This is a genomic window from Phytohabitans aurantiacus (assembly GCF_027923225.1).
Classification (GTDB): domain Bacteria; phylum Actinomycetota; class Actinomycetes; order Mycobacteriales; family Micromonosporaceae; genus Phytohabitans; species Phytohabitans aurantiacus.
This window is the reverse complement of sequence record NZ_BSDI01000042.1, coordinates 46,370-71,761: the sequence shown is the minus strand read 5'-3', so window position 1 is coordinate 71,761 and position 25,392 is coordinate 46,370. Positions and strand designations below refer to the sequence as shown.

Annotated in this window: 22 protein-coding genes and 2 pseudogenes; 6 read left to right on the top strand and 18 right to left on the bottom strand. The window is 70.1% G+C overall.

What is annotated here, in order from left to right; all coding sequences use genetic code 11:
- Window positions 1-299: 299 nt before the first annotated feature.
- Window positions 300-2,675 (bottom strand): ATP-binding protein, encoded by a 2,376-nt coding sequence (locus tag QMG73_RS32765; protein ID WP_281902195.1) that lies wholly within the window; start codon window positions 2,673-2,675, stop codon window positions 300-302.
- A gap of 191 nt (window positions 2,676-2,866) precedes the next feature.
- Between QMG73_RS32765 and QMG73_RS32760 the strand changes: the two genes are divergently transcribed.
- Entirely contained in the window at window positions 2,867-4,585 is a 1,719-nt protein-coding gene (locus tag QMG73_RS32760; protein ID WP_281902194.1) for a transthyretin-like family protein, read from the top strand.
- A 253-nt stretch (window positions 4,586-4,838) separates the two neighbouring features.
- Here the strand turns inward: QMG73_RS32760 and QMG73_RS32755 are convergent, their stop codons facing one another.
- Together QMG73_RS32755 and QMG73_RS32750 are read right to left on the bottom strand one after the other, a co-directional pair.
- Window positions 4,839-5,111: a hypothetical protein gene (locus QMG73_RS32755; RefSeq protein WP_281902193.1), complete on the bottom strand. Its 273-nt coding sequence runs from the start codon at window positions 5,109-5,111 to the stop codon at window positions 4,839-4,841.
- A gap of 14 nt (window positions 5,112-5,125) precedes the next feature.
- Window positions 5,126-6,130, bottom strand: coding sequence for a calcium-binding protein (locus QMG73_RS32750; protein ID WP_281902191.1), 1,005 nt, complete (start codon window positions 6,128-6,130; stop codon window positions 5,126-5,128).
- Between the two features lie 401 nt (window positions 6,131-6,531).
- Between QMG73_RS32750 and QMG73_RS32745 the strand changes: the two genes are divergently transcribed.
- On the top strand, window positions 6,532-7,095 hold the full coding sequence (locus QMG73_RS32745) for a hypothetical protein (RefSeq protein WP_281902189.1): 564 nt from the start codon (window positions 6,532-6,534) through the stop codon (window positions 7,093-7,095).
- A 206-nt stretch (window positions 7,096-7,301) separates the two neighbouring features.
- Here the strand turns inward: QMG73_RS32745 and QMG73_RS32740 are convergent, their stop codons facing one another.
- Window positions 7,302-7,787 (bottom strand): HAD family hydrolase, encoded by a 486-nt coding sequence (locus QMG73_RS32740; protein WP_281902270.1) that lies wholly within the window; start codon window positions 7,785-7,787, stop codon window positions 7,302-7,304.
- 84 nt (window positions 7,788-7,871) lie between these two features.
- Here QMG73_RS32740 and QMG73_RS32735 point away from each other — a divergent pair.
- Window positions 7,872-8,153 (top strand): annotated as a pseudogene (locus QMG73_RS32735) (IS630 family transposase); the annotation flags it as partial.
- Between the two features lie 2 nt (window positions 8,154-8,155).
- Here the strand turns inward: QMG73_RS32735 and QMG73_RS46245 are convergent.
- From QMG73_RS46245 to QMG73_RS32695, 8 genes and pseudogenes are all read right to left on the bottom strand, one after another.
- Window positions 8,156-8,476 (bottom strand): annotated as a pseudogene (locus QMG73_RS46245) (helix-turn-helix domain-containing protein); the annotation flags it as partial.
- Between the two features lie 119 nt (window positions 8,477-8,595).
- The gene (locus tag QMG73_RS32725) at window positions 8,596-10,077 is read right to left on the bottom strand and encodes a hypothetical protein (protein ID WP_281902187.1); all 1,482 of its coding nucleotides are present in this window, start codon (window positions 10,075-10,077) and stop codon (window positions 8,596-8,598) included.
- Window positions 10,078-10,100: 23 nt separating this feature from the next.
- Window positions 10,101-11,402, bottom strand: a complete 1,302-nt coding sequence (locus QMG73_RS32720) for a hypothetical protein (protein WP_281902185.1) — start codon at window positions 11,400-11,402, stop codon at window positions 10,101-10,103.
- Window positions 11,399-11,923: a SigE family RNA polymerase sigma factor gene (locus QMG73_RS32715; protein ID WP_281902183.1), complete on the bottom strand. Its 525-nt coding sequence runs from the start codon at window positions 11,921-11,923 to the stop codon at window positions 11,399-11,401. Before QMG73_RS32715 ends, QMG73_RS32720 begins: the two co-directional genes overlap by 4 nt.
- A 52-nt stretch (window positions 11,924-11,975) precedes the next feature.
- Entirely contained in the window at window positions 11,976-13,259 is a 1,284-nt protein-coding gene (locus tag QMG73_RS32710; RefSeq protein WP_281902181.1) for a citrate synthase, read from the bottom strand.
- 103 nt (window positions 13,260-13,362) lie between these two features.
- Window positions 13,363-15,393, bottom strand: a complete 2,031-nt coding sequence (locus tag QMG73_RS32705; RefSeq protein WP_281902179.1) for a sulfatase-like hydrolase/transferase — start codon at window positions 15,391-15,393, stop codon at window positions 13,363-13,365.
- The gene (locus tag QMG73_RS32700; RefSeq protein WP_281902178.1) at window positions 15,383-16,765 is read right to left on the bottom strand and encodes a methyltransferase domain-containing protein; all 1,383 of its coding nucleotides are present in this window, start codon (window positions 16,763-16,765) and stop codon (window positions 15,383-15,385) included. The genes QMG73_RS32705 and QMG73_RS32700 overlap by 11 nt, the downstream gene beginning before the upstream one ends.
- 14 nt (window positions 16,766-16,779) lie before the next feature.
- A complete protein-coding gene (locus QMG73_RS32695) occupies window positions 16,780-16,935 on the bottom strand; it encodes a hypothetical protein (RefSeq protein ID WP_281902176.1) in 156 nt (51 codons plus the stop codon).
- A 215-nt stretch (window positions 16,936-17,150) separates the two neighbouring features.
- Between QMG73_RS32695 and QMG73_RS32690 the strand changes: the two genes are divergently transcribed.
- Window positions 17,151-17,543 (top strand): VOC family protein, encoded by a 393-nt coding sequence (locus tag QMG73_RS32690; protein ID WP_281902174.1) that lies wholly within the window; start codon window positions 17,151-17,153, stop codon window positions 17,541-17,543.
- Window positions 17,544-17,618: 75 nt separating this feature from the next.
- Here QMG73_RS32690 and QMG73_RS32685 read toward each other — a convergent pair whose 3' ends face one another.
- The 6 genes from QMG73_RS32685 to QMG73_RS32660 form a co-directional block, all read right to left on the bottom strand.
- Complete coding sequence (locus QMG73_RS32685; protein ID WP_281902172.1) at window positions 17,619-18,302, bottom strand: helix-turn-helix domain-containing protein; 684 nt, start codon at window positions 18,300-18,302, stop codon at window positions 17,619-17,621.
- 473 nt (window positions 18,303-18,775) lie between these two features.
- Window positions 18,776-19,009 (bottom strand): ferredoxin, encoded by a 234-nt coding sequence (locus QMG73_RS32680; protein ID WP_281902171.1) that lies wholly within the window; start codon window positions 19,007-19,009, stop codon window positions 18,776-18,778.
- A complete protein-coding gene (locus tag QMG73_RS32675) occupies window positions 19,006-20,301 on the bottom strand; it encodes an NADH-ubiquinone oxidoreductase-F iron-sulfur binding region domain-containing protein (RefSeq protein ID WP_281902169.1) in 1,296 nt (431 codons plus the stop codon). Before QMG73_RS32675 ends, QMG73_RS32680 begins: the two co-directional genes overlap by 4 nt.
- A gap of 30 nt (window positions 20,302-20,331) precedes the next feature.
- A complete protein-coding gene (locus tag QMG73_RS32670; protein ID WP_281902167.1) occupies window positions 20,332-20,883 on the bottom strand; it encodes a ferric reductase-like transmembrane domain-containing protein in 552 nt (183 codons plus the stop codon).
- Complete coding sequence (locus QMG73_RS32665) at window positions 20,876-21,787, bottom strand: FAD:protein FMN transferase (protein ID WP_281902166.1); 912 nt, start codon at window positions 21,785-21,787, stop codon at window positions 20,876-20,878. Before QMG73_RS32665 ends, QMG73_RS32670 begins: the two co-directional genes overlap by 8 nt.
- The gene (locus tag QMG73_RS32660; protein ID WP_281902164.1) at window positions 21,784-22,095 is read right to left on the bottom strand and encodes a hypothetical protein; all 312 of its coding nucleotides are present in this window, start codon (window positions 22,093-22,095) and stop codon (window positions 21,784-21,786) included. The genes QMG73_RS32665 and QMG73_RS32660 overlap by 4 nt, the downstream gene beginning before the upstream one ends.
- 148 nt (window positions 22,096-22,243) lie before the next feature.
- On the opposite strand from QMG73_RS32660, the gene QMG73_RS32655 reads away from it, so the two are divergent.
- Window positions 22,244-23,839, top strand: a complete 1,596-nt coding sequence (locus QMG73_RS32655) for a hypothetical protein (RefSeq protein WP_281902162.1) — start codon at window positions 22,244-22,246, stop codon at window positions 23,837-23,839.
- Window positions 23,840-24,551: 712 nt separating this feature from the next.
- Window positions 24,552-25,379 carry a TrmH family RNA methyltransferase gene (locus tag QMG73_RS32650; protein WP_281902160.1) on the top strand — a complete coding sequence of 276 codons (828 nt, stop codon included), beginning with the start codon at window positions 24,552-24,554 and terminating at the stop codon, window positions 25,377-25,379.
- Window positions 25,380-25,392: the final 13 nt, after the last annotated feature.

Sequence of the window (25,392 nt, the reverse complement as noted above, 5' to 3'; positions counted from 1 at the left end):
CGCAGCCGGATCGCGCCAGAGCCCCCACCAGGCCACCTCAGCCACGGAACAGAGAGACCGCACCAACCGAACCCACCCGCCGGCTGGCCGCGATCAGCATGCCGCACCGGCCTTGCACAGCAATTTCAAACCGCATGAATCCGCTGCTCAGACCCCAGTTCGGCGGGCCGCTAGGCGAGGGCAGTGACATTTAGGGTCAGGATCGGGTTTTGAGCTACCGTCGCGGTAGCTCAGGGCTCGGTCTTGCTGTTGAACGTGTCCCACCGCCCGCCAACGGCGCGGGCTCGTCAACGACGGTCTCATTCCGCCGTGGGGCGACGCTGGAGCACGGCCTTGGCGCGGATTTCGGCTGCCCGGGGGTGTTCCAGTTCGTCGAGTATGGTCACTGCCGCCTGCCACGCCTGGTGTGCGGCGTCGGTGTCGCCCATTGCTTGGTGGGTGTCGCCGAGGTGGTCCAGCGTGTCCGCCTCGAAGAACTGGTCGCCGAACTCGCGTAACAACTCCAGGGCGAGCCGGTAGCTGTCCAGTGCCTGGTCGTGCTGGCCCAGGTGGTGATAGACGTAGCCGAGGCTGTCCCAGGTGCTGGCCTCGCGGTGCCGATCGCCGGTGAGGCGCAGCAGCCTGATCGCCTCCTGGCAGTCGGTCAGTGCCGCGTCGAACTCGCCGAGCAGGGCGTGGTACCAGCCCACTGAGTTGTACGCGTACGCCAGTTTGGCCTGGTCGTTGGTGCCGCGTAGCAGGTCGCGGCTGCGGGTGGCGTGTTCCAGAGCGTCGCGGGGCCGTCCTTCGCGTTCGAAGGTCATGCACAGGCTGCGGTGGCAGCTGGCCTGGCCGGCGAGATCACCCATCTCGCCGTACAGGTCGAGGGCTTGGCGGGCGTGGTCGCGGCTGTCGTTGTACCGGTCCAGCCGGGCGTACACGCCGATCAGGTCATGGTGAATCCGGGCCAGCCACTCGCGGTCGTCGAGCTGGCCGGCGGCGGTCAATGCGGTCAGTAGTCCGGCAAGCCAGTCGTGCCAGTGACCGCGCAGGCGCCGGAACCACCCGACCGTCCAGGCGAGGTGGCAGGCGTGCGCGGTAAAGCCGTGTGCCCACGCCGCCTCGATCGTGGCGGTGAGGACCGGGTACTCGGCGGTGTACCAGGTCTGCGCCGCGGTGAGGTCGGCGAGCGGCTCCGGTCGGGCGCTGGGGACCGGCGGGGGTGGTTCGACCGGGTGGCGTAGCGGGTCGAGCAGGGTCGTGGCGTTGTGCGCGGTGCGCGTGTAGTGGTCCAGGACCCGGGCGAACGCGCCGTCGGCGCCCGACGTGCCGTCGGCGAGTTCGACGGCGTAGGCACGGAGCAGGTCGTGGCAGGCGAACCGGTCGGGGCGGTGTTCGGCGAGCAGGTTGGCGCGGGTCAGCTCGCGCAACATCGCTTCGGCGGCGGCGACCGGGACGGCGGCGAGGCTGGCCGCGGCGGCGAGCCCGATGTCGGGTCCAGGGTGGACGCCGAGCAGCCGGAACATGCGGGCGGCGCCTTGCGGCAGCATCCGGTACGACCACGACAGCACGGTACGCACGTCGGCGGCCACGTCACCGGCGGCGAGCGCGTCGAGAGGTCGTGTGAGCTCGGCGGCGAGCCTCGGCAGCGGCACCTCGTCGGCGACCGCCCGCGCCGCGGCGACGGCCAAGCCGAGTGGCAGGCCGCCACAGCGGTCGACGATCTGGTCGACCGCGTCGGCGTGCGCGGCGACCTGGTCGGGGCCGAGCCGCGCGGCGAGCATCTCGGTGGCCTCCTCAGTGGACATCACCGCTAGCTGGACCGGGTGGGCACCGTCGACAGCAACCAGGCCAGTCAGCCGGTTTCGGCTGGTGAGTAGCACCGCGCAGCCAGGTGAGCCGGGCAGCAACGGGCGGACCTGCGCGGCGTCCGCGGCGTTGTCGAGCAGGACCAGCACCTGGCGGGTGGCCAGCAGGCTGCGATACAGGGCGGTCCGCTCGTCCGCCTCAGCCGGGATCTGCGCGGCGGGAACGCCGAGCGCGAGAAGGAAGCCGTGCAGCACGGCGGCGGGCTCCAGCCGCGTACCAGCGGGGTCGAAGCCGCGCAGGTTGACGTACAACTGCCCGTCCGGGAACTGGTCGGCGACCTGGTGCGCCCAGAACACCGCCAGCGTGGTCTTCCCGACCCCAGCGGTGCCGTGGATCGCGGAGATGACCGCGCCGGTCTCCTCGGTCGCCTTGACCAGATCCGTCAGAACCGCGAGTTCCACCGTACGGCCGGCGAAATGGCGTATCCGCGCCGGCAGTTGGCGCGGCGTGACGGAAGGCGCGGCCCTATCCGAGGCCTGAACCGGGGGCGAGGCGGCGGCGCGGCCGCCACGCGACGCATGCCCGAAGGCATGCTCGACCATGGCGTACCTGGGCCGCCAATACTCCTCGACGCCGATGGCCAACGACAACCGGCCCAAGCGACCGCGACCGCGCGCATAGTCGACAAAACTCTCGACGAGGCCCTGCACGACCTCCCACTCCGGCGGCCGCCTGACCTGTCCACTGAGGATGTTGCCGACCTGGCTCTTGCTCCGCCCTACCTGCTCACTCAGGGTGCGCAGGGATGGGCCTCCCGCCTGCTTCCACAGCAGTCGCAGATCAGCACAGAGCTGTTGAAGCAGGTACCGCGGCACATCTGTGGTCACGGAACGCCTCCCCCACCGTCCAGTGCTGTCCAGTCCATCGGCCCCCGCTGCGGTCCTCTACCAGCCGTGACGCGGCCGGCTGTCCAGCGACGTCCCGCGTCGGAGGTTATCAATGCGTCGCTCATAGACAGTCGCCATTGCCGCAGCCACGACAGATTGCGGCGAGCCACCCGTCACAGGAGGTCAGCAATATGACGAAGAAGGTCCGCATCGCGCGGGCAACGGTCGCGAGCACTGTGCTCGCACTCGCGGCCATCGGCCTATCCGGCGCCCCCGCCCAGGCCCGCACGCCCGCCGACGCGTGCGTGCTCAATCCGTCCGGCAGCCAGTCGTCGCTCAACGAGGCGCGCAGCTGCTTCAGCGTCGACGCGAAGATGTCGCGTGCGCTCGCCGTCAAGGAGCGGGCGACGTTGACCTTCACGGTGACGGCGGCGGTCACCCGCGCCGGCGTGAAGGTCAGCGCCGAACTCCCGCCCAACCTGCGCTGGGTGACCCGGCCCGCCGGGACGAGCCAGAGCAGCCGGCTGTCGCGGGCGCCCCACCGTCGGGGCGAGCTTCAGGTAGCGGACCTCACCCGGTCCTTCACCGACGGCCAAACCGCGACGTACAGCGGCGTGGTAGAGGCGATCGCCGCCGGCCCGGCCGAGATCAGCGTCACGGCGTCGGCGGATCCGTCCCAGGCCCGGCAGACCGCCACCGACCACGTGTTCCTGACGGTCGGAGCGACACCCGCGGCGTCCAGGTTCGGCATCGCGGTCAACCAGAACGCCGGGACCACGCCGTACCGGGGAGCCACCCCGCAACCGCTGGTGACGAGCACCAACCGCAAGCAGCCGGCCGTCGCGACACTCAGGCCCGCCGCGCAGGTCGGCAGGCTCGGCGCGGCGTCTCCGGGCGGCACCGCGTGCGCCACGGGCACATGGAACTACACCGACAAGAACGGGGTCGGCCGACCGGCGATCTCGTGGCGGGTGGAAGCCTGGGACCGCGATAGCAGCGGCGGCGACGACCTGCTCGCGAGCGGGCTGACCGGCTTCAGCGGCGAGTACAACCTGTGCTTCGACAACACCGACGGCACCAGCGCCGGGCAGGACGTCTACATAAGGTTCACCGCGGACAACGGCAACTGGCGGGTGCAGACCCGCGACGGCTGGATCTACAACTACGTCAGCGGCGTGGATGGGGAGGTCCTGGACAACACCACGGCCGACTTTGGCTGGCTGCAGCCCGGCGACCCGACGCACATGCGGGGCGCGGCCGCCTTCGCCGCCACCCAGGTCACCTGGAACAACGTCCCCGGGGCCTGCTGGGACATGGTGGGGCCCTGCCGAGCCGTGGTGATCCTCTGGCAGCCGGACTCCAACGACGGCACCTACTACAGCCTTGCCGGCAACGACGTGCACCTGGCCGCAGTCGACCCAGACTCCGGCATCACCGTCTCCCACGAGGTGACGCACTCCATCATGGACGACGTCTACGAGGACAACTTCCCGTCGGCGCCCAACTGCAACCCCCACAACATCATTAAGGTGAGCTCGACCGGGTGCGCCTGGACCGAGGGTTTCGCCGAGTGGGTACCGGCCATGGTGTTCAACGACCCCTTCTTCCGCTGGCCGAACGGCAGCTCGCTCAACCTCGAGTCGCCGACGTGGGGCTCGTCCGGCTGGGACAACGGCCCGACCGTCGAAGGCCGCGTCGCCGGCGCGCTGATCGACTTGTCGGACACCAACAACGAAGGCACCGACCGCGTCGGCGAAGGGATCTCCAACATCTGGACGACATTCCAGAACCACCGCTCCGCCACCTTCGCCCAATTCTGGTCACACCGCGGCTCCGACGGCTTCGACGTCGGCAACAACGCACTCGGATCGCTGTTCCAGAGCACCATCGACTTCGGCTTCACGGGCTAACGACTCCTCGAACCCGGTGACCGGTGGCAGCCCAGGCCGCCACCGGTCACCGACTGGCCGCGGAGGGTGAGGCCGCGGGAGCAACGGGCAAGGAGCGCGACGGGCATCGCGGTAGCTCAAAGTCCGATCCTGACCGTCGGGACAGCGAGCCGACGCGCCGCGCCGGACCGGCGGCAGGTGCCCAGCGGCCGGCGACGGCGCGCGACCGTGGTCGTCTCATNGCGGCCGGCGCCGGCGCGCGACCTTGGTCGTCTCATCCCATACCGACCCGGATGGCGGCCCAGGTGAGCAGCTCGGGCAGGGCGGCGGCCATCGCGCCACTGTGGTCGGACCGGGATAGAACCGGAATGTGACGTCGCTGCCGGGTCAGCCGCTCCCGCTCGCCGGCGTCCACATCGTAGAGGTCGGCGGCTGTCCGTCCGGTGAGCGGTTGGGCCAGCGCGGTGAAGCAGAGCTCGGTCCGAGCCCGGGTGAAAACGTCCGCGCCCGCGGGTGTGAGGTGGTTGGCGGGCGACCTGGATTGCAACGCCGTGCCTCTGCTCAGGAGTCGAGCAGGATCTCGCCGCCGACGAGGATGTCGTGGCCCGCCGCGCCGCTGAGCAGGTCCGTGCCAGCGCCGCCGTCGAGGACGTCGTCGCCGGCTCCGCCGAGCAGGGCGTCGTCGCCGCTACCGCCGATGAGTACGTCGCTGCCGTCGCCGCCGATCAGCACGTCGTCGCCAGCCGCGGCAACAAGCGTGTCGGCGCCGCCGCCGCCAACCAGTTCGACGTCCGTCCACTGTGTCGCGCTGGGCGTCGGGTCCGCGCGGTCGCCGCCGGCACCCAGGTCGACCGCGATGTCGTCGTGGTCGCTGTCGACGCCGGTGACGCGGACGTCGGCGGGCAATCCGCTCACGTGTAGCACGGCACCCTGAGCCGTGAGGTGGACGGTGTCTGCGGCGGGCGTGCCGGTGAGCCTGAGCTTGTCCGGCCGTCCGTCGGTATCGGCGAGGTCGACGTCGGCGGCCACATGGCCGAGGCTCGACAGGTCACCGATCAGGAGGGCGTCAGCCCCACCGCGCGACGCTACCCGGATCTGGTCGATAGACGTGCCGCGGACCTGCGCGGCGACAGCGTTCCGGGCGAGCATGACTTGCCCCGCCTCGGCTGTGAGGGTGAACTGTTCGGCCGTGTCGTCGCCGGCGACCGCCAGCGCATCCGTGCCGGCTCCGGCGTCGACGACAATCGGTGGCGCCGTGCCGCCCAGCCCGGTGGCGTCGACGGTGTCGCCGCCGTCGAACGTCTGCACCAGAATGCTCGCGACCTGGGCGGCGGGGAATCGGAAGTCGGGCGTGCGGTCGGATCCGAAGTCCAGCTCGATCGCGGCGGACGTGCCCGCCGTACGCCGTAGCGTGACCTGGTCCGGCCCGCCGGTGCCGAAGATGGACAGCGTGCCTGACAGCAGCCGCGGCCGCGGGCTGGCCGACGCCAGCGTGCCGGACGCGGTCGCCGCGGACGAGGGTACGAGGACGAGCGCGGCGATAACGCCGCTCAGCAACGAGCGCATGGCTTCCTTCGGGTAACTCGGTATGTGTTCAGAGCGCGAACGAATCGCTGTCGTCGCGGTAGGCGGCGCCCGTTCCATGGTCGTACGGCGAACGGGGTCGCGATGAGGGGGAGAACCCTCAATCTCAATGCCGGTCCCCGGCAAAGCTGCCGATCGGTCGCGACCGTCCCATCTGGACGGATCCCGCCGCGGCGAACCGTGTGAGTACCGGACCGGCAGTTCGCCGGCAGTTTGGGGCAGGGACTGGTGATGTCGACCGCCGTTGACGGGAAAGTCGGTCGCAGGGGTACGGGCGACGTCGCCCGCTCCGGTCGACGCCCGTGAGGCGTCGAACAGGTCCTTCGATGGGGGTGCAAGTGCTTAGCAGCAAACCTTGGGTACGGTTGCGGCGTGGACTCCGCGTGGCCGCCGCAGTGGTCGTCGGCGGCGTCCTCGCCTTGGGCAACCCGAACGGCGTCCGGGCCGATGAGCGCCCGCCGGACGGCAGCGCCTCGACGACACTCCTACCGGTCGGGATCGTCTTCACCGGCGGATTTGGCGTTCCCTACGCCGGCGGGACGGACATTGTGCGAGACGGGATTTTCGCCGGCCTCGTGCGCACCGATACCTCACTGAACAGCGCCCGGTGGGATCGGTTGTCCGACAGCTATGTCGGCCCTTCCGGCCTTACGTATTACCGATATCGCCATTTCCTGACCGGCGAGTGCCTTTCGCATGCCGCCGGCATCCTACTGACGGAAAAATGTGTATGGGCGGACGAAAGCCAGTGGTGGGGCGTGTACTACGAGCCAACGATCCCGCATCTGACCGACGAGCCGTCGGCCGCGCCAGCGCCGATCAAGCCGAGAGTGCTGAAGCCGTGGGATGCCCCCAGCATGGCGGCAAGCGCTGGCGGTGATGGGCTGGTCTACCTGAAACGCTACGTAGTGCATCAGCCATCGCAGTGGGTGATTGGCGTTTCCTGAGCCAACACACCGGCCCCCGGGAACTCGCCTCCCGGGGGCCGTGCATCTCATCGAGTTCGGTGCCGCCGCGGCGGGCCCGCGGATCAGGCATACGAGCGCGGTCGCCGGGATCACTGCGCCGCCACTCGCCGCCGCCGGCGTGGCCGTGCTGCTCGGCGGCTGGCGGCCAACCCCGATCCTCCCGGCTGCGCCGCGGTCGCGGCTCTCTATCGGGTCGGCGATTGGGCGTTTTCTTCGTCAGGTTTGAGGACGATGCGCGCGATCTCGTCGATGGGTGCGGCGGGGAGATGCCAGGTTGGTGTGAAGTCGGCAGGCAGTGTCGTGCCGACGTAGATCGACATTCGGGCTGCGCGGAGCATCGGCACGTCGTTTGGAGTGTCGCCTACGGCCGCGATCTGCTCGGGGGTGACGTTGAGGGTGTTGGCGTACTGGGTGAGCAGGGTGGGTTTGGTTGCCGGGAAGACGTGCCGGAATCCGTCGCTGCCGTCGAGTTCGGTGCCGAAGTGTGCGTCGACGCCGAGGCGGTTGGCGAAGTAGGCGACGTTCGGGGCGTGGGCGAGAGACACGATGACCGTGGCGATGCCGGCCGTGCGCAGCGCGGTGATGCCCTCGACAGCGCCGGGCGCCAGCGGGATGCTGGCGAGCGCCGCGTCCATGTCCTGGGTGCTGAGGTGCTGGAGGTATTCCCACATACCGAGGCGTGCCGCGGTGATTTCCTGTTCGGTGCGCGCCTGTTCCCAGACGGGCGCCTGGGCGGCAAACCCGAACGCGTCGGCATCCGTGACCAGGTCGCGGTCCTGCCCACCGGCTCGGTCGTCCTGGCCCAGGACGAAACCCACCTCGACCTGATCGCCCGGATCCGCGCCTGCTGGATGCCCCGCGGCCTCCGCCACCGGGTCCTAACGCCCGGCACCAACCAGCGCCGCACCCTGCACGGCGCGGTCGGCCTTGTCACCGGCGTCTGGCACCACCACGTGTCGGTCTACAACGTGTCCGTGGTGTTCTGCTACTTCCTCGAACAACTCCTCACCGCATATCCCGACGCCCCGATCGTGGCCGCCCGCTGGTAGAGGGTGCGTAGGCTCATGCGTGGGCGTCCCAACTGCCGCCAGATCCGAGCGATGGCCCCGCGCTTTCGGTGTGGCCAGCAGGGCCTGTATCCGCGCTGCCAGGCGCGGGCCGCCCAGCCGGGGCCGTCCGGGGCGCGGCCGGTCCGGTAGTCCGGCCAGACCCTCGATGTCGTGGCGGGCGATCCACCTTCGCACGGTCTTCGGGTCGAAGTTCAGCAGGGGTGGCGATCTCGCCACTGCCGGTGCAGGGCGTCGACGAGTTGGTGGTACCGCCCGTCGGTCGGGTTGGCGTATACGTGCGCGGGGCGCATACTGGCGAAGACCTCGTCGGGCTGGGTTGTTGTGTGGTAACTCGATCCAACCCCGACGAGGTCTTCCTATATGGACTTAGACCAACTCCGGCGGGCGCGGACGGCGCGACGGCGGGGAGCTAGCTCGTTAGGTACATGCCGTCGATTTCGGCCAGTACGGTGGCGCTTAGCGGGGGGAGCTCGGTCAGTCGCACCGGGCGGCCATCGGTCACATCCTTCGGCGTGCACACGAAATCGGCGGTCACCAGGAATTTCCACTGTGGATCGCGAGCGCACACCCGCAACCCCGTGCGATCCGCGTGCGCCACAAGCGCCGTCAGCGCCGGCCACGCCGCGTGCTCCAACTCGACCACCGCTGACTTCCCGCCCGTGTATCCATTGAGGACGGACACCACCCGGGGAAGCTCCGGCAGGTGCTCCGGATTCGACACCAGCGCCGGCGAGCGCCCCGCGATCCCCAGCGCACCGGCCAGTACAGCCAAAGCCAGCCACGGATGCGGCGTCCACCGCTCCGCGACACCCACCATCAAAAGCATCAACAACAGCAGCGGTACCGCCCGCGAGAAATGCCCCACGTAAGTCTGGCTCAGGTCGTCGATGCCACGCGCGGCGTACCCGATGAAAAGCATCGTCGCGAGCCCAGCCATCGCGAGACCGGCCGAGAGGAAGCGGTTGTGGCGCGCGAGCGCCGCGACGCCGCCGAAGAGCACCACGACGAGCGCCAGCGCCGTTCCGGGCTTCTCGGCCCAGAAGTGCAGCGCGTAGGAGGCGATGTCGCCGGCGCCGTGGGTGTGGCGCTTGCCGCCGTAACCGAAGTATCGCGGGAACTCCCCCGGCCAGTTCACGACGAGGTTGACGACCATTGGCAGCGCAAACACGCCCACTATCGCAGCCGCGCGGTAGATGGCGGGGTGCGGATCGCCGGGCTCGCGCCGGCGCCACCCGAAGAAGACCGCGACACCCACCACGACCGGTACGAAGAACAGGAAGCCGGCGTGCCCGTGTACCAGGAAGCCGGCCGCCACCGCGAGCAGCGGCAGGTGCGACAGGCGGCCCGCCATCACCGACGCTCCCGCCGTGAGAAGCAGCAGGAACGGCGCCACATACAGGTGTGGCATCCACGCGGACGCCAGGATCGGCGGCTGCACGGCGAGGAACACGAGCGCGGCGGCGCCCGCCAGGGCCGTCGCGGCCCACGACCGCGACCACGAGTGCAGGATCGTCAGGGTCAACCCGACGAGGACCGCGTTGAGCGCGAACAGCGCCAGCCACTGGCCGTTCCACGGCGCCGGCACGGCGTGCAGTACGTCGTGGAAGAGCCACTCACCGAACGCCTGCACGTAGAAGAACGCCGGACCGGGATGCGAGAAGCCGAGGCGCGAGTAGTTGCCGACCAGCAACTCGAAGTGCTTCGCGTCGCCGGTGATGATCGAGTTGGCGGCGAAGTCACCCCGCTCGTACACCGCCTCGGTGAACACGCGGTGATTGCGTGCGAGCAATAGCGCCAATATCGACACGGCGGCCACCGCGAAGACCACGCGCCCGCCCGGCTCGGCCGGACGGGCGGTGGTGCGTGGCACGACCGACCCGACTTCACTCATGATCGGTTATGGTGCCATGAAACTCACAGCCGGGCGGTCCTGGCCACCCCGCTCGCCGGGGTGACACGCACCTCGATCGCACCGACCGGCACCAGCGCGGCGCCCCGACCGGCGTCCTGCCATGCGCCGACGGCGGCCCGGTACTCGAGCTTGGCCTCCGGCGCGGCCACGAGCGTGCCCTGCCCGTCGGGCAGGCGCAGCCGCACGGGCAGCGGCTCGGTCCAGTCGACGGACTGCGTGACCACCACCGTGTACTCGGACTCGCCGCGCCCCAGTATCGCGACCGCGTGGCCCGGGTCGTCGTCGTACTGGATGGTCTCGATCAGCAGTCGCCGGCCGTCCGGTGTGCCGCCGAATACGGACAGGCTCGGCGCCTCCGGGTTGACGGCGTGCGTGCCGACGATGTCGATGAACGGCTCGAAGGCGACGACGGCACCGAGCGGACGCTTGGTCGGATCGACCGCGGCGCCCCAGGCCAGGTCGGCGCCGGGCAGGACGTAGTCGTACCGCTTGGGTTCGCCACGGTCCTCGCCGCCGGGGAAGAGGATCTCGCTCTCGTTGACGATGTGGATCCGGGTGTCTCTGCTGAGCGGCGCCCGGCCGACCGCGACCGTGACCTTGGTCCGCTGCGGCGGTACCGGCAGCGACGCCGCACCGTCCCGGAACGTGACCGGCAGGTGCTGGCGCACGATCCGGCCGTCCGGCGCGTACGACATCGACGGCGAATACTCCACCGGGCGGCCGAAGTCGAGCACGAGGAGCGTGTCGCGGTCCGGCCCGAGAAATACCGCCTGCGAGTTGCCGTCCACGTATCCGGAGCCGTACAGCTGTTCCAGCGTCAGGATGCGCGGGCCCTTCGCGGTCGGCACCACGAACGCGCCGTACCCGAGCAGCCGCCCGTCCCCCGGCTGGACTACGACCGGGTTCTCCATGGTGCGCTGCGTGACGTAGGCGGCCTTGCCCTTTGGCGTGTTTCCGGCCCACACCACATGTGGCTCGCCCCGGAGGTCATCCAGCTCGGTGGCGCGGCGCCAGACCTCCCTGACGTCGCGCAGGAACGCCTGATCTCGGGCCAGGTCGCCGCGCGTGGCCTCGTCGAACAGCCGCGAGGCCACATCGATCCGCTCGCCACCGGTACCCGAAAACTGGAGCACCCCGGCGATGGACCCCGCGGTGACGACGGCGAGGCCGGCGGCGAGCAGGCGGCGGCGCGCGACCCGGCGCCGCCCGCCGCGGCGCACGCCCTCGACGAGGCCGTCGGGGCTGGCCAGGTGGTCCGTCGCGCGGTGCAGGACGGCGCGCACGTCGGTGTCGTTCATGGTCATCGCGAGCTCCCGGAGCCGTTGGGGATGGTCACGACGAGACCGGAGTCGGCGAGCGCCTCGCGCAGCTTCGCGAGCCCGCGCGCCGTGTGGCTCTTGACCGCGCCCTCGGAGCAATCGAGCGCCGCCGCCGTCTCCGTCACCGACAGGTCCTCCAGGTATCGGAGCACCACCGCGGCGCGCTGTCGGAGCGGTACCGTGCGCAATGCCGCCACGACCGCCTCGCGCAGCGCGACGCCGTCGGTGGCGTCGGGGGTGGCGGGGTCGAGGTCGCCGAGCGCGCTCTCCGGCCGCCGCGACCGCCGCCGCCAGCGGTTGGCCGCGCGGTTGACCAGCGCTCGCCGGGCGTACGCCTCCGGCGTGGTGCGCACCCGCCGCCAGCGCACGTAGACCTGCTCCAGAACCTCCTGGAGCAGGTCTTCCGCCGCGTGGCGGTCACCCGTCAGCAGGTACGCCACCCGCAACAGGGATACCGACCTCGTGCGCACGAAGTCGTCGAACTCCGCGCCCCGCACGTCTCGCATCCGTCCTCCCCGGTCTCGTCAGCATCCAAGACACCGGGGAGGGCGAATAGGATTACCGGTCTTCGACCGGGATGTAGTCGCGCTGGACGGAGCCGGTGTAGAGCTGGCGCGGGCGGCCGATCTTGTTGGCCGGGTCGCTCATCATCTCGCGCCACTGCGCGATCCAGCCGGGCAGCCGGCCGAGCGCGAACAGCACCGTGAACATCTTCGTCGGGAAGCCCATCGCCTTGTAGATGAGGCCCGTGTAGAAGTCGACGTTCGGGTACAGCTTGCGCGACACGAAGAAGTCGTCGGCGAGCGCGATCTCCTCCAACTGCATGGCGAGGTCGAGCAGCGGGTCGGGCTGCGGCATCCGGGCCAGCACGTCCTGTGCGGCCTTCTTCACGATGGCGGCGCGCGGGTCGTAGTTCTTGTAGACCCGGTGGCCGAAGCCCATCAGCTTGACGCCCTGCTCCTTGGCCTTGACCCGGCGCACGAACGACGCCACGTCACCGCCCTCGGCGTGGATGCTTTCGAGCATCTCCAGCACCGCCTGGTTGGCGCCGCCGTGCAGCGGGCCGGACAGCGCGTTGATGCCCGCGGAGACCGAGGAGAAGAGGTTGGCCTGCGCGGAACCCACGAGCCGCACCGCCGAGGTCGAGCAGTTCTGCTCGTGGTCGGCGTGCAGCACGAAGAGCATGTCCAGTACCTTCGCGACGACCGGGTCCACCTCGTAGCCCGTGGCGGGGACGCCGAACGTCATGCGAAGGAAGTTCTCCACGTACCCGAGGGAGTTGTCCGGGTACATGAACGGCTGCCCGATCGACTTCTTGTACGCGTACGACGCGATTGTGGGCGCCTTGGCGAGCAAGCGAACCGTCGAGATCTCGACCTGGTCGGCGTCGAACGGATCGAGACTGTCCTGGTAGAAAGTGGACAGTGCGTTGACGGCAGACGCCAGCACCGGCATCGGATGCGCGTCGTACCGGAATCCGTCGAAGAAACGGCGCATGTCCTCGTGGAGCAGCGTGTGGTTGCGTACCTTGCCACTGAACGCCGCCAGCTGGTCGGCGGTCGGCAGCTCGCCGTAGGTCAGCAGGTACGAGACCTCCAAAAAGGACGCCTTCTCCGCTAGCTGCTCGATCGGGTATCCGCGATAACGCAGGATGCCCGCGTCGCCGTCGATGTAGGTGATCGCCGACGCGCAGGAGGCGGTGTTGACGAAGCCCGGGTCGAAGGTGACGTACCCGGTCTCCTTGAGAAGCTTACCGACGTCAATGCCGGAAGCACCCTCGACGGCCTCGTGCACGGGCATCGACAGCTGTCCACCGTGGTGATCGAGTTTGACATCCGTCATGAGGCCCCTCGCTTTGCCCGAAGATTTTCCTGTCAACGCGTTAATTCCACCGTAATACCGCCGCTAAGGGTAGGTTCAGGCAGAGAGATCGTTGAGGCATGCGTCACTCCAGACGCAGGATCGCGACCTCGTTGGCGCCCTCCCGGAAGAGCGACTCGTCGGTGATGAGCGCGCCGAACCGCCGCCCAGCCTCATCCGCCGCGCTGGCGCGCACGACGGCGCCCACCTTCCCGTTGACGACGACCGCGAGCGGTGTCCCGTTTCGCACCGACTTCGGCGCGGTGCCGTAGACCAGGGCGGGCAGCTTACCCGAACCCGGCTGGACGTCGGCGAACGCGCTCGCGTTGGCCACGGTGGCGCCCGCGTCGTGGGCCCCGCTGGGCGGGGCCTTGCCGACCAGGTCCTGCGACGGCGCCGCCGGCAACGCCGGGCGTGCGGCCGGACCACGCAGCACCGTGGCCAGGTTCGCCGCCCCGTCCACCGTGATCGGTTTGCTGGGAGTGTCGTGGTACGCCTTCGCGGTCTCGCCCCGGGTCTGCTCGGCGGCCGAGACGCCGTCGGTCTGCCACGGCACCGTCACGCCCGCCAGGTCGGCGATCGTGGGCAGCAGGTCGACCTGCTCCCAGTTGCGGTCGTCGACCCGCCCGGCCGCCTGGCGCGGCTCCTTGACGAACAGCGGCACCCAGAGCACCTCGGCGGCGGCCTTCTGCTTTGCGTCGAGCCCGCGGCCGGCGGCGCCCTCGGAGAAGCTCACCCCATGGTCCGCGGTCACCACGAGCAGCGCCTCGTCGAGGATGCCCGATTGCTCCATGGTGTCGAGCACCTGCCCGATCAGCTTGTCGGTGTACTGCACCTGTTGCAGGTGCCGCTCGTACCCGAGCCGTTCCCAGCCGGCCTGCTCGTAGTGCAGGTCTTCCGGTGCGTCGTAGCGGGTGCCGGACGCCAGGTAGTTCCACGGCGTGTGCGGCATCAGCAGGTGCAGGAAGCTGAGTCGCGGCTTGCCGCTGGTCTTTTCGAGGCTCGCGAGGAAGTTCGTGAACCGGGCCGGCTGGTTGTCGGCGAGCGCCCCGAACCTGAACCGCGGGTCAGCCGGCGGGCCGGCCTCCTCCTGGGTCGGCTCGCGGTACGACTCTTCGAGGTTCTTGTTGGCGTCGACCGGCGACACCAACTGCTCCAGGAGCGTCGCGCTCTCCTTGAGCAGCACCGGCAGGCCGCCCGCGGGCTGGGCGCGCTCGGGACACAGGCGCGGCGGGCAGAGCTGCGTGATGCTCTCCTGCACCTTCAGGTCGTACTGGCCGCCCATCAGCGTGAAAAGGTTGTCGGGGTGCTGCGTATAGTGCGGCGCCACGTTGTCCTTGTGCGGCCACTTGCCGCTCAGCATCGCCGGCACCGCGTACGGGGTCCAGCCGCTCGCCGCGGTGGCGTTGCGGTACCAGGTGGAGGCGCCCGCGAGGCGGGCGAAGTTCGGGTACCGCGCGGCGTCGATCTTGCCGTCGGTGCCCATCAGGGAAATCAGGGGGAACTCGTCGAGCAGCAGCACGACCACCGGCGGATGCGTGTCGGCGGCCCGCCCGCCCGGCCCGGCACCCCCGGACTCCCGGGCCAGCACGACGGCCGACGCGGGCGACGCGAACACGAACAGCAGCGCGAACAGCACCGGGCCCACCGACGCGAACCGCAGCAGCTGGGCGGGGACCTTCCAGCGCAGGTACGCCGCGGTGAGGCCCGCGCCGGCGAGCACCGCCAGCAGGGCGAGCGGCAGCCCGCGTACCGGAAGGAGGTTTTTGCCGACTTGCACCGCGAGGACCACGAGCAGCGCACCGAGCGTCGCCGCGTGAATGCCCTTCCGCGCAAGACCACCGGCGCGGGCACGCCTCGACTCCGGTGGCGCTGACCGCTTGATCAGCTCGCCGCCGACGCCAGCGAGCGCGCCCACGCCCCACAGCGCCACCGGCGGCACCACGGTCACCAGCAGCACCAGCGTCAGGACCTCGCCCCGGCCGGCTCCATAGAAGAGGAAGAAGTCGGGCGCCTTGCCGGTGATGTCGAGCAGCGGTTGCGCTACGGCCAAACCACAGAGCGCCGCGATCTCCATGAACGCGTACAGCTCACTGCGCCACCGCTTATCCGGCACGCCGGACTCCACAGTAGAGCGTGCGAGTGCCCGACGGCAGCTCCGCCCGGTGCTCGACCGTGAACCGCTCCCCCAGCAGCTTTTCGAACACGTCCCGCCGGTAGTCCGGGAACAGGCCCTCCGGCTTGTTGGCCAGCAGGCGTTTCGCCATCGGGTCGGCCGGCTCGACGAACTCGACCACCACCCGCTCGCCGAGCGCGGCGAGCCAGTCGACGATCTCGGGCAGCGGCACGTTGCGCCCGATGGCGAGATGGTGGATCACCGCGAGCGCGAGCACCGCGTCGGCGCCGGCACGCTGCTCGAACGATGCCCGCTCCCGACCGCGCCAGCCGATGCCCGGCGAGGGATCAGCCAGGTCCATGACGATCGGCAGCACGCGCCGCTCCCCCTCGTCGCGAAGGTCGCGGTACAGCTTGTCGACCACGGCCGCGTCGCTCTCGACGGCGACGACGTAGTCGGAGCGCTTCGCGGCGATGCGCGAATATGTGCCGTCGTTTGCACCGAGGTCGAGGATGAGATTGCTTTTCGCAGGAAGGGCGGCCTCGACGAACTCCACCTTCGCCGCCCGATCGGCGTCCGAGTAGGTGCAGGTCTGCTGGTACGCCGTCCAGTGGCTGGCCGGCGGCTGCCAGTCGAGGCCGCGCACCAGCTTCTGGATGGCGCGCACCGTCGCCTTGACCAGCTCCTCGGAGAACCCGGCGTCGCGCAGCTCGGCGCGCACCTCACCGGTGCTCGACCTTGCATTGCGCGATTGCACCGCGTCGTGCAGGTGCACGTGCTTGAGCACGCCCGCCTTGAATCTCCGAGCACCACCGAACAGCTTGCGCATCCGCGCCGGCTCGACGCCGTCGACCGAGGCCCGCAGCCACGGCTGGAAATCGAGGTCGAGGTGCGACTGGAGCATCAGCGGGTACAGCATCGTCTGGCAGAACTGCCGGTAGCCGGCCCAGGGCTCACCCGGTCGCGCCGGCTCGAACGAGCCCACGTCGATGAAGACCGGGCTGGCGCCGTGCCACTGCAGGTTGTAAGCCGAGCCGTCCTTGCTGGTCAGGCCCTCGGCGAGAGCGGCCTGGAGAAGATCGAGGTGGAGGAGCGCGGCGTCGCGCAGCATCGCGAAGGACCACTCGAACGGGTACGAGATGAAGGGGATGCGCTCGTGCTTGAGCACGACGTCCCACTCGTCCGTTTTCTCGGCCTCTTCGGTTGCTGTGATTTTGCCCGCTTTTACCGCATTGGCGAAGAACTTGGTCGCGGCAAGAGCTCGCCAATCCTGTGCGGCCACCGGGCTCAGCCCGCGGAATACCTGACCGTCACGATAGAAGACCCGGCCCGACGGGTCACGAAAAGAAGCTGGCTCGACGCTGGCCACCATCTGCGGGTTTGTCCTCAGTCGTTGTCCGTGGGAGCGTCGGCGCGGCGACGAAAACGCCCCGTGAGCCGCCGCCAGTACAGCTTGACGGCCACCGCCATCCCGGCCGCCCCGGCGACCACCGCCTGCACGATCAAACTGCCGGATCCAGCGTCCAGGTAGGCCAGCCTCATATCGCTTCCCTCTCGCCGTCGGGGGCAAACTTAACGAACCGCACCATACATGGACAACCTGGGAGAAACCTCAGAGCGGTTAACCGCTCCGCCGACCGGGCGTCATTGGCGGTACACCTCACCCTACGCCGCTGGTCAGAGGAGCGCACGGGACGCGTCTCCCGTGTCCGAATCGTTCAAGAGCGATCGACATCCGTGTCCGTACGGTTAGCCTCATGACACCCAGAATCGACGCCATCGGCATCGTCGTCGCCGACATTCCCCGCTCGCTGTCGTTCTACCGCCGGCTCGGACTGGAGTTCCCGGACGGCGCCGAAACCGCTCCGCACGTCGAAGCCCAGCTGCCCGGCGGCATGCGCCTCCTGCTCGACACCGTCGACACGGTGCGCTCCTTCGACCCAAGCTGGCAGCCGCCGACGGGTGGGGCGCGGGCGGGACTGGCGTTCCGCTGCGACAGCCCGGCGGAGGTCGACAAGGTGTACGCGGAGATGGTTGGGGCCGGCTTCGAAGGCCACAAGGACCCCTGGGACGCGGAATGGGGCCAGCGCTACGCCCTCCTCCACGACCCCGACGGCAACGCGGTAGACCTCTTCGCCCCTTCACCGTGATCAGGGCGTCCCTCAAGTCGCTCTTATGACTTGAGGGACGCCCCGATCACGGTGGGCCGTGCCAAACGGAGTGGGCTACGCGGCCAGGAGGGTGGTCGGGGTCGTGCCGGCGAGGGCGCGCACCTCGCGCGTGAAATGCGCCTGGTCCGCGTACCCGGCATGGGCAGCCGCCATAGCCAGCCCGGTCCCGCCCCACGCCAGGTCGAGTGCCCGCCCCATCCGGAGGATGCGCGCGAGCGTCTTGGGTCCGTATCCGAACGCGGACAAGCATCGCCGCTGGAGCTGCCGCGCACTCAGATTGAGCGCGCTGGCCACGGCACCGACAGACGCACCCGCGCGCAGACCCGCGACGATCCGCCGGGCCACCGGATCCGGCCCGCCCGCCGCTGTCAGCCTGCTGGCGGCGAGCCGTTCCAGGCCGGCGCCGGGATCCGCCGCGACCCGCTCAGCGGCCGCACGCGTCACCTGGCCTGGCCACAACGCTGACAGCGGCACGCGTTCGTCGCGCAACTCACTGGCCGGCACGCCGAGCAGCGTCGGCGCGACGCCCGGCGGCAGCCGCAGGCCCACCAGGGTGTCTCCGGCGCGGATCTTGCTGAGGTACGCGACGGTGTCCGGCCCCGCGACGACGATCTCGCCGCCCCACCAGAGCAGGTCCATGCACCCGTCGGGCAGGACGCGCGAGGTCCGGTCGTCGGGCTCGGCCGTGCGCCGCCACAGCACCGCGCCATCGAGCCCCGCCGCCCGCTCCACGTACACCGTTCCGACCCTACGCCCGCCGTCCGACACAGCAACTTCACCGAAACTGCGCCCTCACGGCGCGCTTGAGCCACCAATATCCCCGAACTCGCGGCATCCTCACGCGCGCCCATGGTCATCCAGGCACCGGAGCGGGCACGAGGCCGCGGGTCTCGGCCGCTCGCGGCCGAGAGGCGCCGCAGCTCCCGCCGATCGCCGCACCTCCCGCCGATCAAGGAAGATCGCATCGATCAAGGGCGAATACACGCGGAAAAGAGATCGAACCACGTGCCTTTGCCCTTGATCGGCGCGACGCCGCGCGTGGCGCCACGCGGGGGACGCCGCGCATCGCGCCACGCGGAGGACGCCGCGCGTCGCGCCACGCAACGCTGCGCAATGCCGCGCACGCGACGCAAGGCCGTGCACGTGGGGCCGCGCGCTACACGAGGCCCCGCGCGTGGCGTGCCACGCGCGCGACGCGCGTAGGTGGGGTGTTAGCGGCGGCGGGCTAGTTTGCCGTCTACTCGGAGGGCCAGCGTCGGACATGCCGCCACCGCGCGCCGTGCGTGCGCCACCAGGTCAGCGGGCAGCGGGGAGCCGTCGACGATCGGGTACCCCCACTCGTCCATCGTGATCCGCTCGGGCAGCAACTCCCGGCACACCCCGTGCGCCACGCACGCGATCGGGTTCACCTGCAGCCGGGGCGGGTCCTCACTCGGCGAGGTCATCGCCAGCCCCGATCGCGCGCCTTCGGTAGCGGGAGCATCGGGTCGCGGCTCACACCGGAACAGGTCCACCCGTTCAGGTGCGTCTCCAGATCCTCGGCGAACGCGGTCAGCGCGCTCGTCGCGAACCGGGTTGCTCCGTCCGGGTGCCGGCAAGCGCCCCGACCGGACACCATCTCAATGCGTCGCATCAATCGCTGCCGGGTCGCCGGACCGCACCGACCGAATGCCACGGAGCGCAGGTCGTCAGCGATAGCGGGCAATCCGAACATGCACGGACCACACTGCTCGGCCGACTCCTCAGCCAGGTACCGGGTGATGCGGGCCGTCTCGGCCAGGCCGCACGCGTCGGCGGGCAGCGCGAAGATGGCACCCGCGCCCAGCGTCACGCCGCCGGGTCCGGTGCGGTCGTGCGAGAGCGGCATGCTCCAGCCTTCGGGCATGGGCACCCAGGTGCCGAAGTACCCGCCGACCAGTACCGCGCCGAGGGGCTCGGTGGCGCCACCGGCCGCGTCGAGCACCTCGCCGATCCGCATGCCGGGCACGATCTCGTACACGTTGGGTTGCGCGACCGCCCCGCCGATGGTGACCAATGTGGACCCTGGGTCGGTCTGGGTACCCAGTTCCCGGAACCAGTCCGGACCGTACCGTGCGATGAGTGCGATGTGCCCGAGCGTCTCCACGTTGTCCACAAGGGTCGGCCGGCCGTCGACGCCGCGCTCGTACGGCCGCGGCGGCACCGCGATCGGCCGCCCGTCGCCGGAGTTGACAAAGTGGACGAGCGCCGACTCCTCACTGGACACATACCGCCGTGGGATGCGCGCGATCTGCCACTTCACCGGGTCGCCCTTGCGCTGGGCGAGTTCCCGTTCGAGTCGCTCAGGCAGCGAACCGCCCCGCTCCACACAGATGATCACCTTTTCGGCGCCGACCGCGTGCGCGGCGAGCACGGCGCCGTCCAGTACCAGATGTGGAGCGTGTGTGAGGAGCGTCTTGTCCTTGCGACTGGCTGGTTCGGACTCGCAGCCGTTGGCCAGTACCACAGGGGTTTTCTTGCCCGATGCCACGGACGCGAGCTTGCGGCCGGTCGGGAAGCCCGCACCGCCGCGGCCCCGCAGCCCGGCTTGGGTGACCTCCTGGATGAGCCGCGCGCGGCCCTCCTCACCGGCGAACGTCCGAAGTGGAATCCCGCCGTACGCCTCACGATGCTCGGCGAGCTTGCGCCCGGTACCCAGCAGACGCGGCAGCGCGGGCGCCGTCTCCCACGGCGCCCGCTCCAGCAGCACACTCGTCATGCGGCCCCCCTTGTCATGAGGCTCCACCTGTCATGAGGCTCGGCTTGTCTTCAGGCTCTTCAGGCGCGGCGTGACCCGCCACACAGCGCCCGCCAGCACCGCCAGCGCGCACAGCACCGAGACGATCAGCGCCCACCCGGCGGCGGCGTCGGTGCCGATGCCGATGGTGTGCGCCAGCGCCACGGGCCAGCAGATGTACGCGAACCAGTGCACGGACCGCCACAGCCGAGGATTGATCCGAGGCCGCAGCAGGCTTGTGATGAGCAGTGCCAGCATCAAATCGAACGCGATCGCACCGAGCCCCAGCCAGAGCGGCTCGAACGCGGACATGAACGGCACCACCGCGTCGGTGAACGTGATCGGCACGTACTCGTCGACCGCGATGCTCACCACATGCACCAGAACCAGCGCGAGGGTGAGCAGCGAAATGTTCCGGTGCAATCCCGCCAGGGCGAACCGCGGCCACGTCGCCGTGCCCACCTTCATCGGGCCCATGATCCCGAGCAGCACCGTGCCCGTGAGCAGCAGCAACGAGACCATGCCGGTGGCTCGTGCCACGTACCAGAGGTTTATCTCATCCATGGGTCCCCCACCCGGCGACCGCGACCACGCGGCCGTCGTGCCCTACGAGACGGGCGGGCAGTGCGAGGCCCCGCAGCCACGCTTCCGCTCCGTCGCCACGCACCACCGCGGCCGTCGCGGCCGCGTTGGCGTCCACACAGGACCGGGCCGCGACGGTGACGGTACGCCAGACCGCCGCCGGCACGTCACCGGTGCGTGGGTCCACAATGTGGTGTACCGCCCGGCCGCCTCGCCGCCACACCCGCTGGGTGACGCTCGACGTGGCGAGCCCGCCGGAGCGCACCGACACCATCTGGTCACCCGTTCCGGCGGTCCGGTGGTCGTCGCCGACGCTCACCAGCCACCCGCCGTCCGGGGCCGGTCCGGCCGTGGCCAGGTCACCGCCCAGTGACACGAGCACCCCGCAGCCGACCGCTCCGAAGATCGCGGCGGCGGCCCGGTCAGCCGCGTACGCCTTCCCCGTCGAGCCAAGGTCGAGCAATACCCCGTGGGGCACGATGACATTGTCTCGGTCCATTCGCACCCGCCACCATCCGGGCGCTGGCTTGGGCACTATCGGGTCACTGGAAAGGGTGATCTCGGAGTAATCGCGGTCGTACCCGAGGTCGACAAGAGCCTGGCCGACCGTCGGGTCGACCAGGCCATCGGTGGCGGCGGCCGCGCGCAGGGCGGCCCGGAGCGCGCCGGCGAGCAGCGGGCTCACCGGCGCGGCCCGGCCGTGCGGCAGGCGCATGATCTCGGAGTCCGGCCGGAACCGGCTGTACGCCGCGTCGACGGCCGCCAACTCGTCGCGCAGCATCCGCTCGCCCTCGGGCAGGGCCGCCTCGTCGGTCACGAGGAGCACAGCGGTGGTGCCGAGCGCGGGAAACGTCACCCGCGCCGGCGCCACCCGCGTACGAGTCATGACCCGCCCGACCGGGCGTCTGGCTGCTGTTCCTGCTCCTGCTCGGGCTCTTCCGCCGGCGGCTCCTCAGGGGCCTTGAGCTCGGGCTCCTCCGACTCCTCCGCGGCCGGCTGCTCCTGCTTCTGCTTCCCGGGCGCCTTCGTGGTCGGGGCCTTCCCCGGGGCCTTCGTGGCGGGCGCCTTGGTGGCGGGAATCTTCTCAGTGCTGCCGGCTGGCTCGGTCGCCGGTGCTTCCGTGGGCTGCGCGAACACCCAGCCAAAGGCCACGGCGAGCGCGGCGGCGCCGAAAGTGGCACCCTGGGTAACCATTCGCTGGCGACGCAGTCCTTGGTCGCGACGGTCGACGTGGCGCGGACGGGGGCGGTCCATAAGCTCCCTCACATCAGTGACGAGTACCCACTGGTACGTGCGGTTCCCGCGCATGGTTCAACATCTCGCGTGCGGTACGGTGCGTTCGGTGAGCGTGCCGGTGATCATCCGCCGGGCCCGGTGGGTGGTTGGTGCCGCCGTGGCCGTGGGCCTGTTCTTCGCGTACCTGCTCATGTCCCGGGCGGTCGGTATGAACTCCGACGGCGCGAGCAACGCCATCCAGGCATGGGACATGCTCCACGGCAACGTGTTGCTGAGCGGCTGGACAGTCACCGACGTCTCGTTCTACACCAATGAGCTGCTGCTGTTCGCGCTGGTCGAGACGGTGTACGGCTATCACGACGACACCACGCACGCGGTCGCGGCGCTGGTCTTCACGCTGCTGGTCCTGGTCGTGGCGGCCGCCGCCAAGGGCCGCGCCACCGGCCGGGAGGCCGCCGTCAAGGTGGCCGTGGCGGTCGCGATCGTGGCGGTGCCGGCGCTCGGATTCGCCGCCGTCACCCAGCTCACGTCGCCGGACCACACCGGCACCGCGATCCCGCTCCTGCTCATCTGGCTGCTGGTGGAGCGCGCCGCGGACCGCAGGTGGCTTCCCTACGCGGTGGCCGCCCTGCTCGCCTGGGCCCAGATAGCTGACCCCTTGGTCATGTACATCGGCGTGCTCCCATTGCTAGCGGTGAGCGCCTGGCGGCTGCTCCGCAATCGCACCGACCGGCGCACCGACATTGCTCTGCTGATCGCAGGCCCCGCGTCCATCGTATTGGCCCAGATTGCCCTCTTCGCCATCCGCCTGGGTGGCGGCTTCGGTGCCCACGCCGCCGAGGCGAAACTGAGCACGTTCTCCGATCTGGGCCACCACCTGTGGCTAGCCGCCCGGGTGATGTCGGTGAACTTCGGCGCCTACTTCCCCGACCGCGAAGGCCCGGCCGGCGCCGCCATGGCCGCGATCCACCTGCTCGGCCTGCTCGCCACCCTCGCCGCCGTCGCCATCGCCGCCGCGCGCACCCTCCGCGCCCCCAGCGACCGCATGGTCGAGCTACTCACCGTCGGCATCCTCGTCAACCTGGGCGCGTTCGTCGTCTCCGCACTCCCCACCGACCTGCTCTCCGCACGCCAGGTGGTCGCCATCCTCCCGCTCGGCGCGGTGCTCGTCGCCCGGATCTTCGGCCCGCCGCTGGCGGCCGCGGGCCACAAGATCACAGCGGCGCTCGCCGTGCTACTGATGCTCCTGGCCGGCGAGCTGATCGCCCATGCCACCTTCCAAGGTGTACGCGGACACGCCGTCGACGTCGCCCAATGGCTCGACGATCGCGGCCTGTCGTACGGGATCGGCGAATACTGGAACGCCAACAACGTGACAGTGTTGACGGGCGGCCGCGTCCAGGTCGCGCCCGTGGTCGCCGGCCCCCCGATCGCCTCGTACCGCTGGGAGTCCAAAGAAGACTGGTACGACCCGGCGAAGCATGACGCGCGTTTCTTGGTGGTCGACACGCGAAACCCATCCACTCGCACGGAGGCGACGGCCCGCTCCCAGTTCGGCGATCCGGTCGAACGCCACGAGTTCGACGGCGCGGTCGTCCTGGTCTACGCCCACAACCTGTTGCGGGGCCTCCCGGCGTACTGCGTCCCCGAAACCGCCCCCACCCCCGCCGCCTGCCCCGACCACGGCCTAGTCCTCTTCTAACCCCCGCGCCCCGCCCGCCCGCGCTCCCCGCCCCTCGGCCGCCCGCGCTCTCCGCGCTCGCCCGCCCGCACCCCGCCCGCACTCCCCGCGCGCCCCGCGCTCGCCCCGGCCCCTTTGCCGCCGATCAAGGGCGTATGCACGTGGTTGGATCTCATTTCCGCGCGCATTTGCCCTTGATCGACACGAATGCCCTTGATCGACGCGCGTGGCCTTCTCGACGTGGGATGGCCTTCCGAGGCGCACGGCCTTGATCGACGCGCACGGCCTGAGACGAGAGAGGGGTCCCCGGGTGTGAGGCGCCGCGCCGTCGTGCCGGGACCAGCCGCCGGGGTTTGAGGGATTGGCGGCGGCGTGTCGCCGCGCGGTGCGCGGTGCGCGCCGCGTCCTGCGCGTCGATCAAGGCCATGTGCATGGATCAAGGGCGAATGCACGCCGAAAAGAGATCCAACCACGTGCATTCGCCCTTGATCGGCGCACCCGGCGTGGCGACACGCCGTGCCGGGCCGGCCTGAGAGCGGACACGCGCGATAAAGAGATCCAACCACGTGCGTTCGCCCTTGATCGACGGGAGGCGTGCGGGCGTAGTGACACGCCGTCACGGGCGGGGCGGCGCCGGGGAGAGGACGGACGCGGGCTGGGTTGCCCCTCTCGAACCCATCTGTGGGTGGCCCGCAGGCATCGCGTGCGGTGGCACGAGGAGAATCTTGGAGTTGTGGCGAAGACGCTCAGGATCACGACGAGGAACGCGACATTCCAGCAGTGGCTCGCGCTGTTGAGCAACCGCAACAAGCGCCAGCGGGCCGCCGAGTTCATCGTCCAAGGGGTACGGCCGATCAACCTCGCCGTCGAGCACGGCTGGCACGTCCGAGCCCTCCTCTTCACCGAGGAACGATCGCTGTCTCGGTGGGCCCGCACCATCCTGGCCCGTGCCGGAGACGCCACCCGAGTCACCCTCGCCCCCGAACTCCTCCAAGAGCTCAGCGGCAAAGACGAGGAGACACCCGAGCTCCTCGCCGTCGTCGGACTCCCCGACGATGACCTGTCACGGATACCGGTCAGCCCCGACATGCTGATTGTGGCCTTCGACCGGCCCTCCACCCCTGGCAACGTTGGCACACTGATCCGCTCCGCCGATGCATTCGGTGCGTCCGGTGTGGTCATCACGGGGCACGCGGCCGACCCCTACGATCCCAAGGCGGTCCGCGCCAGCACCGGATCCCTGTTCGCCGTGCCGGTCGTGCGCGTCGCGAGCCACCGCGACATCCTCGACTGGGCGGCCTCGCTGCGGGCACGCGGCACGGTGCTTGAGATCCTCGGCACCGACGAGCACGGCAGCCACGACATCGCCGACCACGACCTCACCGGCGCCAAGATTATCGCGATCGGCAACGAGACGCAGGGCCTCAGCGCGGCCTGGCGGGACGCCTGCGACGAGATACTCCGCATCCCCATTGGTGGATCCGCCAGTTCCCTCAACGCGGCCGCCGCCGGCACGATCGTCCTCTACGAGGCCGCGCGGCAACGCACTCGCGCCGGTTGAGCGAAGCGGCCGG

Coding starts and splice junctions, on each gene's coding strand:
- QMG73_RS32760 (WP_281902194.1), top strand. CDS start 2,867: ATGACGAAGAAGGTCCGCATCGCGCGGGCAACGGTCGCGAGCACTGTG.
- QMG73_RS32750 (WP_281902191.1), bottom strand. CDS start 6,130: ATGCGCTCGTTGCTGAGCGGCGTTATCGCCGCGCTCGTCCTCGTACCC.
- QMG73_RS32740 (WP_281902270.1), bottom strand. CDS start 7,787: ATGTGGGAATACCTCCAGCACCTCAGCACCCAGGACATGGACGCGGCG.
- QMG73_RS32725 (WP_281902187.1), bottom strand. CDS start 10,077: ATGAGTGAAGTCGGGTCGGTCGTGCCACGCACCACCGCCCGTCCGGCC.
- QMG73_RS32720 (WP_281902185.1), bottom strand. CDS start 11,402: ATGACCATGAACGACACCGACGTGCGCGCCGTCCTGCACCGCGCGACG.
- QMG73_RS32715 (WP_281902183.1), bottom strand. CDS start 11,923: ATGCGAGACGTGCGGGGCGCGGAGTTCGACGACTTCGTGCGCACGAGG.
- QMG73_RS32710 (WP_281902181.1), bottom strand. CDS start 13,259: ATGACGGATGTCAAACTCGATCACCACGGTGGACAGCTGTCGATGCCC.
- QMG73_RS32700 (WP_281902178.1), bottom strand. CDS start 16,765: ATGGTGGCCAGCGTCGAGCCAGCTTCTTTTCGTGACCCGTCGGGCCGG.
- QMG73_RS32695 (WP_281902176.1), bottom strand. CDS start 16,935: ATGAGGCTGGCCTACCTGGACGCTGGATCCGGCAGTTTGATCGTGCAG.
- QMG73_RS32690 (WP_281902174.1), top strand. CDS start 17,151: ATGACACCCAGAATCGACGCCATCGGCATCGTCGTCGCCGACATTCCC.
- QMG73_RS32680 (WP_281902171.1), bottom strand. CDS start 19,009: ATGACCTCGCCGAGTGAGGACCCGCCCCGGCTGCAGGTGAACCCGATC.
- QMG73_RS32675 (WP_281902169.1), bottom strand. CDS start 20,301: ATGACGAGTGTGCTGCTGGAGCGGGCGCCGTGGGAGACGGCGCCCGCG.
- QMG73_RS32670 (WP_281902167.1), bottom strand. CDS start 20,883: ATGGATGAGATAAACCTCTGGTACGTGGCACGAGCCACCGGCATGGTC.
- QMG73_RS32665 (WP_281902166.1), bottom strand. CDS start 21,787: ATGACTCGTACGCGGGTGGCGCCGGCGCGGGTGACGTTTCCCGCGCTC.
- QMG73_RS32660 (WP_281902164.1), bottom strand. CDS start 22,095: ATGGTTACCCAGGGTGCCACTTTCGGCGCCGCCGCGCTCGCCGTGGCC.